The following is a 14,795-nucleotide window of genomic DNA, read 5'->3' as shown; positions in this document are numbered from 1 at the left end:
TCATATACCCAGTTCTCTCCAGGACACCTGCGAAATGGCGAGGATGGGATAATTGCCGATCATGCCGATGGGAAGATTATCCGCCAGTGCGGGCACCTGATAAATGTTCGGAACGTTCGTTCCCATGTCAAAGTAGTTGGAAACAAAAGTTCCCATTACGTTGGTCTGTTTTGCCGAGGTAATCTTAGTCTGTGCATAAAATGCGCCCATGATATCCAATTGGGCCGTCGAACCGACCACCATATTGTTGGACGCCATGATCCCGATGATGTTGTTCACCGGGAAACTATTGCTGGTATTCGTCTTGTCACCGTTGTTGCAGGTGATCAAATTGGCATCGATGTTGACGTCGCCATAGACCAGCAGGGCCGCGCGACCGCTGTAGTTGATTGTTCTGTCACCGCCCTGGCCGGTGAAGGACAGATTGCCGTTGATCCGGATTTGCCCGTTTATTTTCATCACGTCCGTCGCGCTGTCAAACCAGATGTAGTCATCGGTTGCCGCCGGTTGCGTTGCGGGCAGAGACCCGTTCAGCACTTGACCCGTGGTGGCGTTCCAGTAAAACTTGCTCGTCTTCACGTTGAGCGTTATGTTCCCGGTGTAGGTGCCGTCACTGGGGTTCGTGGGACTGGCCAGGAGCACCTGGTTGAAGTAGTCCTGGTGGGTGTACCAGGTTCCCGTGGAGGGATCCTCCACACGGGCGCCGTTCACCGGGTCGCGCCAGTCGTCCGTCAGAATGGGAAACGGCACTTTGTCACCGAGATCATACAGTTCGTCCCAGCCGTTGTCACTGAACACGGCCTTGGGGTCGCCGCGGTCACCGTCATCCACGACGGAGTTACCGGTCCAGCCGCTGGTTACGAAGATACCATCCATCGTCTCCTTGAAATTATTGCCCGCTATCTGGGGCTCGCCGATTTCGGAGTTGCCGGACATGCCGACCAGTCCAGCCTTGGCCCGGAGTTTGGCCTCCAGGGTGTAAACCGTCTCACCTTCCACCACGGCCTGCGGAAGGGCCGGAACGCGGCTCTGCAGGTAGGCGGGCACACCGACGTAGTTGTTATGGATCAGGCTCGTGCCGCTCAGGTCAATGGCCGCAAGCGCCATAGCGCCGGTAATCAGGTTGTCTCCAAGGAGATGAACGGAGCCGTGAATGCTCACATTCCCGTTAATTAACCCGCCCGCCTGGCCGGTGCCCGCGAAGATGGCGTTCTCCCAGACGTTCACATTGCTGGCTTCGTAGACGACTTCGGCCTGGCGCTCATTCTCGCCGTTTCGGGCCATGGCGTACACGGTATACATGTCTTTCTCGGACACATCGTCCACCACGCCGTCCCCGTTACTGTCTCGACCGTCGTTTTCCCAGCGCGCCGTATAGCCCGCGAACGCTACATCCTCCATGGACTGGAGCGTCTGGAGTGTGACATTGTCGTCGTCCATGGCCGGCATGACGATTTGGTTGTTCTCGTCGTAGGCCGGTGTCCAGTCTTCCATTCCGAGTATCCCATCGTCACCATTCTCCAGCTCCACTTTGCACGCGCTCACGGCGGCCTCCATACCCTGGAAGGTGGTGGTGTAGTCCTCGTACTGCTCCACGACCTGACGTTGCTGGAGGGAGCGGGCCATCAGTGCGCCCAGTACCACCAGGCCGACGCCGATGAAGAGCATTGCCACCAGGAGGGCCATGCCCTCTTCCCGTTTTCGGTGTAGTTTTCCCATCGCTAGTTCCTCGGATTCACAAGTTCGGTGAACTGTTGACGGATCACGTGTCCCTTGCGGGACTTGCCTTGTGTTCGTATCGTTATGAGCACGCCACCAGCCTGCTCTTCAACCCAGAATCCGGCCGTGTTGGGCGCCGGCGCTTCCCCATCCGCCGGGGGCGCGGGCGCCGCGTCCGGAGAAAGATTGTTCGCCAGCACCGTAATCTCCTCCCCCTGGAGCATGATCAGTTGCTCGGCCGCCACCCCGTCTTCGTTGGCGTCGTCCACATCGCGCTGGATGGTGACGAGTGACCCCACTTCCAGGTTGCCGTTGACGTTCACCGCCGTGCCGTTGCCGTCGATATCGGCCGCCATATTGAATTTCAGCACGTCGCCGGGGAGATCTTCGGTATTGACGCTTGTGCCTTGCGCCTGCCGCAGGCGGGGCACAACGGCGAGCAAGGCGCGCCGCGCCTCGTCGTTGGAGGTGGCCTTCACCTGCTGGATCCGGGCGGTATCGCCGATGCTCAGCGACAGGGAGAAGAGAACCCCCATGACTGCGGTAAGAATAGCGACGGAGAACATGATTTCAAGCAGGGTCACGCCCAGTTGGCTCTTGCGCATCGCGCCCATTTCAGCGGCCCACCGAGGTCGTAACATAGGTCTTGAAGACATGACCTTTTTCATTGGTCCAAAGCAGGGTGGCCTTTACTTCCAGGGGATTGGGCAGATCGGGAAGGGGCTCCAGAAGCGCGCCGGAGTCGGCGTCCACATCAAGATCCATGGGGATGGCGATCGCCACGCCGTCTTCGTCGAAGCACTCCAACTGTACGGTACGCTCCACACCAGGCCACTCGGGGGTCTGAGGCTCATACAACAGCAGATCCTTCAAGGGCTTGCCCCGGAGCTCCTCAAGGGTGCTGCTCAGGGCGGTGTTGGCCACCGCTTTCTCCTCATTCAGGCGACCGACGATACTGATGCTGATGAGCGAACCAAACAGGAGCGAGAGGGTCGTGGCCAGGATCCCCATGGCAAACATGATCTCGATGAGGGTCATACCTGAATTATTGTCTGGGTGTCGTGTCATAGTAGTCTCCTGTCTGGCGCGCACCACGCGTTCCACACAGGCACAAAGCAACTAGCATGCCACCCCTTTGATATGAATCCGCCAATAACCTTAAACCATTTATTGCCAGAGACTTAAAAATATCAAATCTCAAGCGGCGTCCTTTGCATCCGCGCCCTGGTGCGAATTTATACGCGGCATGTGCAGAAAATTCCACTGCGCGCTTTGGGGCTGCGAAAGACAAAATCCGGGCCAGCGAAAGGGGGCGCTGGCCCGGAGGTTGGTCTCTCTCGAAATCCCGGGGCCTTGGGAATCGCAGGACGCGCACATGCTCACCCGTCACCGGATAGCGGAGCGGGAGCAGTCAACGGCATGCCTTCAATGACGAAGAGAAGGCGGCTTGCCGCCGTCCGACGGAGAAGGATTCCTGATCCAGACTAATTCTTCTCCGCGACCTTTTTGCAACGGAGTATGCCGACAAGCACCAGGCCTGCGAGCCCGAGGCCAGCCGCCCCGGGTACCGGCACGATGTTGTCATTTGGGTCGGGCGGAAGCACAGGCGTGACGGAGACAAAGGCATCACTGGTGCCACCGTTAATACTCCTCACATGCAGTCCGAAGTTGATCAACCCCTCATACAACGCCCCGGAAACATCGTTCCAGCCCGCACCGCTGACGAGTCCCATGAAGAACGTTGCGGATTCACCTTTTGATATTCCGGGCTGATTTCCCTGATCCGCCGCCGCATCCGCGACAAAGCCGATTCCGTTGCCCCCGGGAAGATTTTGAGGGCTTACGCTACCGGGGCCAGGGTCCATGTTCCAGGAATCCCCATTCGGATCATAGTAGAAGCCCCCCGGTGCGGGCGGCGTGGGATCCAGCACGACGGGCGTTCCCCAGTTCCAGTAGAGCTCGGCTATATTGGCCGTCATGCTCCCCGTGTTTGAAAACGTGAACGCGACCATGGTGTCGTAGAGCCCGTTGTTCAGGCCTTCAAAAGAAGAGCCAAGCACCATCTGTATTTCAACGTTGAACTGCGAGGCCACGGTATTGGCATACGGTGAATTATTCGACAGGGGTGTGAAGCCGATATTGATCGACTCGGCCCTCGCCGAAACGCCGCCCACCACGGCGACGGCCATGAACCCCAGAAACAGATTTCGCACTGCTACTTTCATCAAACTGAACCCTTGATGTTTTCTCTAGACTGTGGAGGATGGAACGAAGTCCACTTCAGCCGGTAACCGGGAACCTCTGTGTTCCGGGGCTCTGCGCCTCCCTTGTACGGATGAACGGGCCGATACGACGCTCTGTACCGGCCCGTCCGTTTGCCGCAACCCTGTCGGGCTGCGGCATGTTTTAACAGGAGAAGCGTTTGCGTACCGCCAGCAGGCCCGTGCCCAGACCAAGCAGCACCATCGTGGCGGGCTCGGGGACGGGCGTCAGGGGCGGCGGAGGAAGCTCATTGGGCGTGCCGACGAAGGCGTCCGATTCTCCAGCGGTCCCTATGGACTGGACATGCATCCCGAAACGAAGGGTACCGTCCTGAATCGCCGCCGAGAGGGTGTCGAGATCGGTGAGGAGGGTGTAGCTGAGAATCAGGGACTCGCCCTGGCCGATGCCGTTCTTCGGGGACGGGTTGTTCGCGTAGACGCTGAGGTCCGTGTTGGCGGAGAAGCCGATGCCCGATCCACCGGGCATGTCGGACGGCGACCCGCTGCCGACCGTGAATTTCAGCACATTGTTAACCATCGGAGAGACAATCGTCGGGCTTCCCAGAAGCGCTTCGCCACTGTCGTCCAGATAAATCTGGGCGATCACCGACGCGATGGCCGAGTTATTCTCGAAAGTCATCGTCAGGGTGGTTCCATCGGTGACGAGGGACAGGTCAAAGTCGAGCATGGCCAGATCGCCCGCATTCGAGTTGCCCGATCCTACAACGCCAAAATTGAAAGCGCCGTAGGCCGCATTGAATTCGCTCACGGTAAGGGCCATGGCGGCGCCCGGAAGCACCGCGGCCAGAATTCCCAAGGTCAAGTACCGCATTATTCTTTTCATAGCTGCCAATTCCTGTCTGCCTGTTGCCGCACCATCGCGGCCCTCTTGCTTCGATTGCCGTCGGCATCAGAGGATGCCGACGTGACACCTATCTAATGGCAGCAATCGTGCCAAAAATCTGTCACTCTGCTTGTGTTTACAAATACTTTACTAAGAGAAGGATGGGGCAATGCCAACGTGGTAATAATTCGCAACGCTCGCCTGTACCGCGAAATTTTCCGCACACAACTTTCCATTAATGCGACATTTCCCTCACACCTCTACTCACGTGAGCCAGGGATGTGTCCAGGGCAATCTTTTCCGCCGCGTCACGGCCATCAAAAAAGTGTCGTCGTGCCTTCCGGCTTGAACCAGTCATAGTCAAAACTGACAACTCTTTGATCGGCAATCTTCGCGGTGGGACATCGCGGGGAACGGATCACGAGCGTTATTTTCCGAAAAAACGCCAGATAAGTATGGATTTCCGCCTGTATGTTCCTATACTATAGTAGTGTCTTTAACTTTGTGAGTGCGACATGTCCCCTGCAAGATGCTTTACCCGGCCGCCCCTTCCGCTCCGCGAGGACAAGCCGTGAAGCTGAATCAGAAGATCATGCTGGTGCTGATTGCCGCCATCACGCTGTATACCGCCGTGGGATTCGCCTTAAATCGATTCCTCATCCTGCCGAGCTTTCGCCAGCTCGAAATCGACGAAGCGCGAAAGGACATGCGGCGCTGCCTCGCGGCGCTCGAGAGCAACTTCACCCAGATTTCTTCGCTCTGTTACGACTGGTCGGCCTGGGACGACACCTACGCGTTTGTCGAGACGCCGAACGAGGCGTACATCGCGGCCAACCTCTACCCCTCCTGGTTCGTCGACAACGACATGAGCATCATGTACTTCTTCCGCAACGACGCCTCCATCGCCTGGGGTCAGTATTTCGATCTGGAATCGGGGACACCAGGCCCCTTTCCAAAGTTTGACGACGGGACCTTCCCGCCGGATCACCCGCTCCTGGTCCATGCCAACCGCGATAGTGCCGTTCAGGGGATACTGCGCACATCCCTGGGGCCCATGCTGGTCGTATCCCGACCGATACTTCCGAGTGAAGCGACGGCGGGGGAAGTGTCTCGCGGCACGCTGGTAATGGGCCGCCTCCTGAACAACGCCATCATTGGCGCAATCCGGGCGCAGGCGCAGGTTGCCCTCAACATCATCGACCTGAATGAGTATCCCATCCCCCCGGAAGCGGAATCGCTGGTTGCGGGCGAGATTCGCGTGGTGGAGGAAAGCCCCGAGATCTTACGCGTGTTGAGCGTCACGCAGGACTTTCATCAGCGCAATATTCTAGCCTTCGATGCGACCATCCCCCGCAGGATCATGTCCCGCGGCAAGGCGGCGATCCAGTTGAACATGCTGGCGGCGGCCCTCGCGGGCTGCATCTTGTTGCTCCTTCTGCTGGCGGCCATGAAATGGACGGTGTCCGCGCCGCTTCTGCGCCTCAGCGCCCACGTAAAAGGCGTGGGGCCCGGCAGCGCCCGTGAGCCGGTGCCGCTGGCCGGGCGCAAGGATGAAATTGGGGACGTCGCCCGGGAGTTCAACCATATGCTGGCGCGCCTCCAGGCTGAAGAGGCGGAGCTCATCGCCACGGAGCGTGCCCTTCGTCTGAGCCAGGCGCGAACCCGCACCATTCTGGATACGGCGCCGGACGCGATCGTCCTCATCGATATGTCCGGCAAAATAGAATCCGCAAATCAGGCCGCGTCCGAATTGTTCGACGCGGCGGGCCGCCCCCTGCTTGGAAGCCCGGTCATAGACCGGATCGCGCCTGAAAGCCACGAAGAGTGGCTGAACACGCTCCAGCGGGCGATACAATCCGGGCCGGGGGCATCCGCGAATGTAGAGGCCGAAATGCTCGGGCTGGGGCGGGATGGGGAGATCGTGCCTATCCATGTGATCGTTGCCACGACGGAACTGGAGGGCACACCATACTACACCTGCGCCATACGCGATATATCCACGTTGAAGGCCATGCAGGAAAAGGTGGTCCGCAACCAGCACCTCGCCCGCATCGGGGAGATGGGCGCAACCGTGGCCCACGAAATCCGCAATCCCCTGGCGGGGATGAAGGGCGCGCTCCAGATTATTGCCGGAGGGCAATTGGAGCCGGACGAGCAGCGCAGAGCATTGCGGGATATCCAGGGCCTGATCGACCGAATTTCCGCGACGGTGGAGCAGTTGCTCCGCTATGCGAGGCCCATCACCCCGCAGCCGGAGTCCGTCGTGCTTCGCAGTATGGTAGAATCCCTCTGCGCGGGCACGATCACGCCCGTGCCGGAAGGCGTAGCGGTGACCATCGAGTGCGCCGAAGGGCTCACGGTCCAAGCCGACCCCCGCCTTCTCCGCCAGGTGCTGGAGAACATCTGGGCCAATGCGTGCCAGGCTGTTTCGCCCGGCGGGCGAATTACGTGGTCAGCCTCCTCGGACATGGACGCCGTCACGCTTCGATTGACCAACGACGGCCCCCCCGTACCCGAGGCCAATCTCCCGCGGCTCTTCGAACCTTTCTTCACGACACGCGTCGAGGGCTCCGGGCTGGGCCTGGCGGTCTCCCTGCGGATCGTTGAAGCCCATGATGGTAAAATGTATATAGAAAATAGAGAGCAGTCCGGCGTCACGGTCGTCGTGCGCCTGCCACAAGGAGAATAACTGTGCCTGGTTCTGTTTTGGTGGTCGACGATGAGAAAATGATCCGGTGGTCCTTGAGGAAGCGGCTCGAACTGGAGGGCTACTCCGTGGTGGAGGCCGAATCGGGGGAAGTGGCCCGGCGCCGGTTCCGTGACGACTCCTTTGAAATCGCCCTCATGGACATGCGACTCCCCGACACGGATGGCATGGCGCTCTTCCAGGAGTTCCACGATACCCATCCCGAGACCCCTGTCATTATCATCACCGCCTATTCCAGCCTCGAGGGGGCCGTGGACGCCATCAAGCACGGTGCGGCATACTACATCTCCAAGCCCTTCGATCTGGACGAATTGAGCCTGACCGTGAACCGGGTGCACGAGAACAGCGTGATGCGGCGCAATGTCACCACGGATCTGGATCAGAAGCGGTCTCAGTTTGGTCTCGACAACATCGTCGGCTGCAGTCCCCAGATCATGGAAGTGAAGTCCCTCGTCCGCAAGGTGGCCCAGGGCCCCAGCACCACCACGCTGCTGCTGGGCGAGAGCGGCACCGGGAAGGACCTCGTGGCCCGCGCCCTGCACTACGAATCCTCCCGCGCCACCCACCCGTTCATGAACATCACCTGCACCGCCCTGCCCGAGACCCTTCTCGAATCCGAACTTTTCGGTTACGAAGCCGGGGCCTTCACCAATGCCACGAGTCGCAAGAAGGGCCTGATCGAACTGGCCAACCGGGGCACGGTGTTTCTCGATGAAATCGGCGACATGGCCCCTGCGCTCCAGTCCAAGCTGCTCCGCATCCTCGAAGAAAAATCGTTCAAGCGCATCGGCGGCGTCACGGACATCCACGTGGACATGCGCCTTATCGCGGCGACCAACCGCAATCTGGAGCGAATGGTCATGGACCATACCTTCCGCGAGGACCTCTACTACCGGCTGAACGTCGTACCCATTCACATGCCCCCGCTTCGCGAGCGCAAAGGGGACATCACCGTACTTGCGAATTACTTCCTCGCCATGTTCAGCAGGGAGTTCCGCAAACAACTTCAGGGCATCTCGGCCGACGCGCTGGCCAAGCTCAACGCCTACCCGTGGCCCGGCAACATACGCGAGCTCCGCAACGTCATGGAGCGGGCCATCCTGCTCAACGAAGGCCCCTGGATCGAGAAAGGCGATATCATCCTCGGCCGCGCAAACTTCAATACCCCCTCGGAGAGTGTCGGCGAACTCGTCGCCCTGCCGCCCGAAGGCTGCACCCTGGCCGACGCCGAAGAAAGCCTCCTCCGCCAGGCCCTTACCCGCTGTGACTGGAACCAGACCCGCACCGGCGCGCTCCTCGGCATCACCCGGGATCAGGTCCGATACAAGATCGAAAAGTTCGGGATGAAACCGCCGAGCAACTGAGTTCGAAGGGTGCGGAAAGGGGACGCGCGCTGGAATCGCGTGTCAGGCTGAAGTAGTGCGGGCGTTCCCGTTGTACCCTTCCCCTGACAGCGTAGTCTGGTGCGGGTCAGTCCCCTCAGCCCTTCGTCGCGTCCGCCAGGGATTTCACAAAGGCTCCCACCTTGACCGCCGTCTCGGGGCTTTCGCCGAGCTGTCCGATCATGCGAACGATGGCGCTGCCGACGACCACGCCCTGGGCCATGCCCGCAACTTTCTTCGCCTGCTCGGGGGTGGATATGCCAAAGCCGACGGCCACGGGGGTATCGGTGTGCTTCTGGATGTTGGCGACGGCCTGGTCGAGGTCGGCGGCAAGGGCGGATTGTTCGCCCGTCACGCCGAGTCGGGAAACGTAATAGATAAAGCCGCTGGATTGCTTCGCAATGATTTTGATGCGCTCGTCGGTGCTGGTGGGCGACATGAGGAAAACGGTGCGGAGTCCGTGGGCATCGAGCGCGGCCTTGTATTCATCCGCTTCTTCCGGGGGGAGATCCACGCAGAGCACACCATCGGCCCCGGCGTCTTCCGCGGCCTGGGCAAAGGCTTTAAGGCCGAAGGCGAGTACCGGGTTGTAATAGGTGAAAATAAGGATCGCCACCTGCGACTTCTCGCGAATCTTCTTGATCAGGGCGAGAACATCGCGAAGCGAAACGTTGTGCTTCAAGGCACGCAGAGCCGCTTCTTGATTGACCGGGCCGTCGCCGATGGGGTCGGAGAAGGGCACACCGAATTCGATGATGTCCGCGCCCGCCGCTTCCAGGGCATAGACAATTTCTTCGGTCTGGGCGAGGGTCGGGTCACCGGCGGTGATATAAGGGATGAAGGCCGTCTTCCCGGCGGCTTTTAGATCTTGAAAACGTTGGTCGATTCGGTTCACCGCTTAGATCTCCTCGTCCGGAAAAATGAGCCGGGCGGCCTGGGTTACGTCTTTGTCGCCGCGGCCGGACAGGTTGATGATGACAATCTCGTCCTTCGGCATCTGGGGAACGGCCTTCATGGCGTGGGCGATGGCGTGGGAACTTTCGAGGGCGGGAATGATGCCTTCGAGGCGCGCGCAGGCCTTGAAACCTTCCAAGGCTTCCTCGTCGCTGGCGTGAGTGTATTGCACCCGACCGCTCTTGAAGAAGTAGGCGTGCTCGGGGCCTACGCTGGCGTAGTCCAGACCTGCGGACACGCTGTGGGTCGAGCCAATCTGCCCATTGTCGTCCTGGAGCACATAGCTGATGGCGCCGTGGAGCATGCCGTACTGGCCGCCGTCGAAGCGAGCCGCGTGTTCGCCCGGAAGAATCGCCCGGCCTCCCGCTTCCACGCCGATCATCTTGACGGATTCATCCCCCACGAACTCGAAGAAGAGCCCGATGGCATTGCTGCCGCCGCCAACACAGGCGATGAGGGTGTTGGGCAGACGACCTTCGGCTTCGAGGATCTGGCGGCGCGCTTCCTGGCCGATCACGCTCTGGAAGTCGCGACAAATCATGGGGAAGGGATGGGGACCATGCACCGTACCCAGAACGTAGTGGGTATCCCCCACGTTCGTCACCCAGTCGCGGAGGGCGTCGTTGATGGCGTCTTTGAGGGTCTTGCTTCCCGATTCCACGGAGACGACGGTACTGCCGAGGAGGCGCATGCGAAATACATTCAACTTCTGGCGCTCGATGTCTTCCGAGCCCATATAGACGACACATTCAAGTCCGAGCAGCGCGCAGGCGGTAGCCGTGGCCACACCATGCTGTCCCGCGCCGGTCTCGGCGATGATGCGCTTCTTGCCCATGCGCTTCGCCAGGAGGCACTGCCCGAGCGCATTATTAATTTTGTGGGCGCCCGTGTGGGCCAGATCTTCGCGCTTGAAGTAGATCTTCGCACCGCCGAGGTGCTCCGTCATGCGCTTTGCGTGGTAAAGGGGCGTTTCCCGGCCGACGAAGTGGGTGCGCAGGTCCGCCAGTTCCGCTTGAAACAGCGGGTCGGCCTGGGCCGTGCGGTAGGCCTGCTCCAACTCGTCCAGAGCGTACATGAGCGTCTCGGGGACGAACTTGCCGCCGAACTCGCCGTAGCGCCCGCGGGCGTCAGGCCAGGGATGTTTTTGCGTTGTGGATGAAGGCGCGAATTCGGTCATGGTCTTTCTTTCCGGGGGCGGATTCCACCCCACTCGACGTATCCACGGCGTAGGGGCGCACGGCGCGCACGGCCTCGGCCACGTTCTCGGGCGTAAGTCCGCCCGCGAGAATAATCGGTTTTCCGGTGCCCACCGCCAGCTTCGCAAAGTCCCAGTCGCCCTGATGGCCCGTGCCGCCCCGGTCTTCGGTGCGATAGGCATCGAGGAGATAGGCCCGCGCCTGATAGCGTGTCATGTCACTCACGCCGAAGCCCGGGCCGGGACGAAAAGCCTTGACAGTGACATGCGCCGGGGGGCAATCTTCGGGTTCTTCTTCGCCATGAAGCTGCACGCAGTCGAAATAGGTCAGCAGGCCCGCGAGGGTCATCATGGACTCATTGACCGTCACCGCGACGGTAGTGACGTAGGGCGGCAACTGCTCGATGATCTCAAAGGCGGCATCCCGCTCGATGTAGCGGTTACGTTTCTTAGCCTCGGGCGCGAGGACGAATCCGAGCGCGTCGGCACCCGCGTCACAGGCGGCCAGCGCGTCTTCCAGATTGGTAATTCCGCAAATCTTAACCCGCGTCATGGCCCAGCAATTCTTGAATCTTTGCACGGATATCGTTGCTCGTCAGCAGGGATTCGCCGACCAGGATGGCATCCACGCCGCCGTCTTCCAGCTTCTGCACCTGACTGCGGGTGTAGATGCCGCTTTCGCTTACGAGGATGTTTCCGCCCGGAACGAGCTTCTTCAACTCCAGGCTCCGGTTCACGTCCACCTCCAGGGTGTCGAGATCGCGGTTGTTGATACCGATAATATGCGCACCGGCGTTCAACGCCCGCTCGATTTCTTTCGCGGTGTGGGTCTCCACCAGCACTTCCATGCCCAGGGTCTTGGCAACCTTGGAGAAGTCCTTCAATTCCTCGTCGCTCAGGCAGCGCACGATCAGCAGGATGGCGTCGGCCTCGGCCGCACGCGCTTCGTGAATCTGGTATTCATCCACGATAAATTCTTTGCGCAGGCAGGGAATGTGAACGTGGCGGTGTACGTTCGTAAGATCGTCCAGCTTGCCCTTGAAGTATTTCTCGTCCGTCAACACCGAAATGGCGCGTGCGCCGGTCTGCTCGTAGAGGGCGGCAATTTCCACCGCGTCCACACCGGGAAGAATGTCGCCCTTGGAGGGCGAGGCGCGCTTGATCTCCGCGATCAGGCTGATGCCATCCTGACGGAGGGCGGAGCGAAAGTCCCGCGGCTTGCGGTTCATGGCGATACGCTCTTCCAGCTCGCGGAGGGGCACCAGCTTCTTGCGCGCGGCTACTTCGATGCGCTTGTTTTCGAGGATGGGATCAAGAATCATGGGTTTTTCGAATCAATTCTTCCAATTTATTCAACGCCGCGCCGGAATCAATCGACGCCTGGGCCACGCGGATCCCCTCTTCGAGGGAGGCCGCCTTGCCACCAGCCACCAGGGCCGGGGCCGCGTTCAAGAGCACAATGTCACGACGGGGTCCCGCCTCGCCCGAAAGCACCGCCCGCAGAATGGCAGCGTTCTCCGCGGCATCGCCCCCCTTCAGGGTGGCCGCATCGGCCCGGGCGAGTCCGAACTGTTCCGGCATTACTTCATAACACTTCACGTCGCCCGCGCAGCCTTCGGCTACGAAACTGGGCCCGGTCAAGGTCAATTCATCCAGCCCGTCGGAGCCGGCCACGATAAACACGTGGCGGCTGCCCAATTGAAGCAGCACCTCGGCCAGTGGCGCAATCAGGCCGCGATCAAAGACGCCCATCACCTGGCCGTCCGCACCGGCCGGATTGGTCAATGGGCCGAGGATGTTAAACACCGTCCGCAGCTTCAGTTCCGCGCGAATAGGTCCCACATGTTTCATGGCGGTATGCAGATTCCGGGCAAAGAGAAAGCCGATTCCGATCTGGTCAATACATTCCGCCACTTTCTCCGGGCCCAGGTCGAGATTGACCCCGAGGGCTTCGAGTACGTCCGCGCTGCCGCACAGGCTGCTGGCGCTGCGGTTGCCGTGCTTGGCCACGTGGACCCCGGCGCCGGCGGTCACGAAGGCCGCCGTGGTGGATATGTTGAAAGTCCCGGAATGGTCGCCACCGGTTCCACACGTGTCCACCAAAGGTCGCGCGGTCGCCGGAATTGCGGTGGCCAGGGCCCGCATGGTTTCGGCCATCCCCGCGATCTCCTCCACCGTCTCCCCCTTCATCGCCAGCGCCGTCAGGATCGCCCCCACCAGGCTCGGTGAGGCTTCGCCGCCCATGAGCACCCGCATGAGGGAAGCCGCCTCGGGACGACTCAGATCCTCGCGCCGTACCACGCGCGAAAGTGCGTCATGAATCATGCCAATGGCTCCTCCAAGTTACAGATTGACCGCGCCCGCGGAAGGGTGGGACTGTAGCAACCCCGAACCGCTAAAGTCAAGAAAATTGACGGTTTAGGGCGTATTAATCGATTTGGAAATGCCCAGATCGGCGGTCAGTTGCGCCGCCACGAGGGCGTGGGCCGAAGGCCGGGGGTGACTGTCGAAAGGCAGGAAAAAGTTGCTCTCGGCGGGTTCTGGAAGCAATTGGGTGTAGTCCAGCACCTGAAGGCCTCTGGCCCGGAGTCGCTCGCCCATCTGGCTGGCGGGGAACTCGTCGTCCGGCGCGGCTGGGTACAGGACGACGTAAAATCTGCCACCCTGGAACTCCTCGGCAAAGGCCGCTGCGGAGCGCTCGATAATGGCGGCGGTGAGCGCGTGGTGCCGTTCGGCAAGTCGCAGCGGCAGGTCAAGCCCCAGGTACTGGATCACGTAGTCGCCTTTAAGAAAGTCATACCAGCCGGTGAGTCCTGCCCGTTCCCCCTGGAAGGAACCAAGCCGCCGTGGCAGCCCGTCGTCTCCCAGGACGTACCAGGGCGAATGGCGTGACCATGAAATAACCGAAAAAGACCCAATCACGCGGCGGACGTGGTTCGGGATGAAGACGTAAAGACCCGTTACCTCGGCTTCGGGAACTTCAGAGCGGGTGTCGAGTGATTCGAGCCGCGCCAGCATGTGATTTGGGCCATAGCCGGAAAAAGCATAGTTGTAAACGGCCCAATCGGGCGCCGACTTCGCAACGAAGTTGGGCAGAGTCTCATCGTCGTTCACGCCCTCCCCGAAGGTGTAAGAATCGCCGAAAAAGACCAGCGCATGATCCCGGAGCGTGTCGGATGCGCCATCCGGCGTGACCCGCCGTCGAAAGTTGTCCGTGTGGTAGGTGTAGTGAAAGACTTCTTTGCCATCGACAACAAGCCGCGCGCCGGAGCTTACATTGCGCCGGGGCATGTGGCCGAGAATGCGGCTGGACTGGTAGCTTGCCCCCACGCTGTGGGTCCCCTCCCGGACGGAACGGGCCTCTTCCCGGGTATGTCGCCATCCGCATACGCCCTGAGCCGCCAGGTAAAGACTCGTGAAGATCGAAAGGGCGACGAGCATTCCCGTGGCGCGGGCAAGAACGGGGCGTGCTGTGAGACTCTTGATTTGCAGCCGGACTGAAAGACCGAGCAGGGCCATCAGCACCGACAAGGCCGAAAGCCACGCGCACACATACTCGAAGGAATGGAGGCGTCCCTGGCCCAGGCGAAACCAGCCATAGGCGCCAAGGGTACCTGCCGCCATGAGAAACAGGCACGCCTTGGGCAGCCACGGAAACCTCCGCGCAAGCTCGGGAAGGCCGGTCGGCTCTGGCGTGGGTTCAGTCATTGGGGGGACAGCCCTTCATGAGGCT

Annotated in this window: 13 protein-coding genes; 2 read left to right on the top strand and 11 right to left on the bottom strand. The window is 60.5% G+C overall.

Annotated features, from left to right (window positions below; all coding sequences use genetic code 11):
- The 5 genes from JNK74_15215 to JNK74_15195 all read right to left on the bottom strand — a co-directional run bounded on the left by JNK74_15215 (nt 1) and on the right by JNK74_15195 (nt 4,824).
- On the bottom strand, nt 1-1,719 hold the full coding sequence (locus JNK74_15215) for a hypothetical protein (protein MBL7647534.1): 1,719 nt from the start codon (nt 1,717-1,719) through the stop codon (nt 1-3).
- A 2-nt stretch (nt 1,720-1,721) separates the two neighbouring features.
- Nucleotides 1,722-2,324: a prepilin-type N-terminal cleavage/methylation domain-containing protein gene (locus tag JNK74_15210; GenBank protein ID MBL7647533.1), complete on the bottom strand. Its 603-nt coding sequence runs from the start codon at nt 2,322-2,324 to the stop codon at nt 1,722-1,724.
- Nucleotides 2,325-2,334: 10 nt separating this feature from the next.
- Nucleotides 2,335-2,787: a type II secretion system protein gene (locus tag JNK74_15205; protein ID MBL7647532.1), complete on the bottom strand. Its 453-nt coding sequence runs from the start codon at nt 2,785-2,787 to the stop codon at nt 2,335-2,337.
- A 416-nt stretch (nt 2,788-3,203) separates the two neighbouring features.
- On the bottom strand, nt 3,204-3,944 hold the full coding sequence (locus JNK74_15200) for a hypothetical protein (GenBank protein ID MBL7647531.1): 741 nt from the start codon (nt 3,942-3,944) through the stop codon (nt 3,204-3,206).
- Nucleotides 3,945-4,125: 181 nt separating this feature from the next.
- The gene (locus tag JNK74_15195) at nt 4,126-4,824 is read right to left on the bottom strand and encodes a PEP-CTERM sorting domain-containing protein (GenBank protein MBL7647530.1); all 699 of its coding nucleotides are present in this window, start codon (nt 4,822-4,824) and stop codon (nt 4,126-4,128) included.
- Between the two features lie 571 nt (nt 4,825-5,395).
- On the opposite strand from JNK74_15195, the gene JNK74_15190 reads away from it, so the two are divergent.
- Complete coding sequence (locus tag JNK74_15190; protein MBL7647529.1) at nt 5,396-7,513, top strand: PAS domain S-box protein; 2,118 nt, start codon at nt 5,396-5,398, stop codon at nt 7,511-7,513.
- Nucleotides 7,514-7,515: 2 nt separating this feature from the next.
- Nucleotides 7,516-8,895 (top strand): sigma-54-dependent Fis family transcriptional regulator, encoded by a 1,380-nt coding sequence (locus tag JNK74_15185; protein ID MBL7647528.1) that lies wholly within the window; start codon nt 7,516-7,518, stop codon nt 8,893-8,895.
- Between the two features lie 115 nt (nt 8,896-9,010).
- Here JNK74_15185 and JNK74_15180 read toward each other — a convergent pair whose 3' ends face one another.
- The 6 genes from JNK74_15180 to JNK74_15155 all read right to left on the bottom strand — a co-directional run bounded on the left by JNK74_15180 (nt 9,011) and on the right by JNK74_15155 (nt 14,770).
- Entirely contained in the window at nt 9,011-9,808 is a 798-nt protein-coding gene (locus tag JNK74_15180) for a tryptophan synthase subunit alpha (GenBank protein ID MBL7647527.1), read from the bottom strand.
- 3 nt (nt 9,809-9,811) lie between these two features.
- On the bottom strand, nt 9,812-11,044 hold the full coding sequence (gene trpB / locus JNK74_15175) for a tryptophan synthase subunit beta (protein ID MBL7647526.1): 1,233 nt from the start codon (nt 11,042-11,044) through the stop codon (nt 9,812-9,814).
- A complete protein-coding gene (locus JNK74_15170) occupies nt 10,995-11,615 on the bottom strand; it encodes a phosphoribosylanthranilate isomerase (GenBank protein MBL7647525.1) in 621 nt (206 codons plus the stop codon). The genes trpB and JNK74_15170 overlap by 50 nt, the downstream gene beginning before the upstream one ends.
- On the bottom strand, nt 11,602-12,384 hold the full coding sequence (gene trpC / locus JNK74_15165; GenBank protein ID MBL7647524.1) for an indole-3-glycerol phosphate synthase TrpC: 783 nt from the start codon (nt 12,382-12,384) through the stop codon (nt 11,602-11,604). The genes JNK74_15170 and trpC overlap by 14 nt, the downstream gene beginning before the upstream one ends.
- Nucleotides 12,374-13,387, bottom strand: a complete 1,014-nt coding sequence (gene trpD, locus JNK74_15160) for an anthranilate phosphoribosyltransferase (protein MBL7647523.1) — start codon at nt 13,385-13,387, stop codon at nt 12,374-12,376. Before trpD ends, trpC begins: the two co-directional genes overlap by 11 nt.
- Nucleotides 13,388-13,480: 93 nt before the next feature.
- Nucleotides 13,481-14,770, bottom strand: a complete 1,290-nt coding sequence (locus tag JNK74_15155) for a hypothetical protein (protein MBL7647522.1) — start codon at nt 14,768-14,770, stop codon at nt 13,481-13,483.
- Between the last annotated feature and the right edge of the window lie 25 nt (nt 14,771-14,795).

This window comes from Candidatus Hydrogenedentota bacterium, assembly GCA_016791475.1.
Taxonomy (GTDB): Bacteria; Hydrogenedentota; Hydrogenedentia; order Hydrogenedentales; family JAEUWI01; genus JAEUWI01.
The sequence above is the reverse complement of the archived record's forward strand: the minus strand, read 5'-3'. Positions and strand labels throughout refer to the sequence as shown.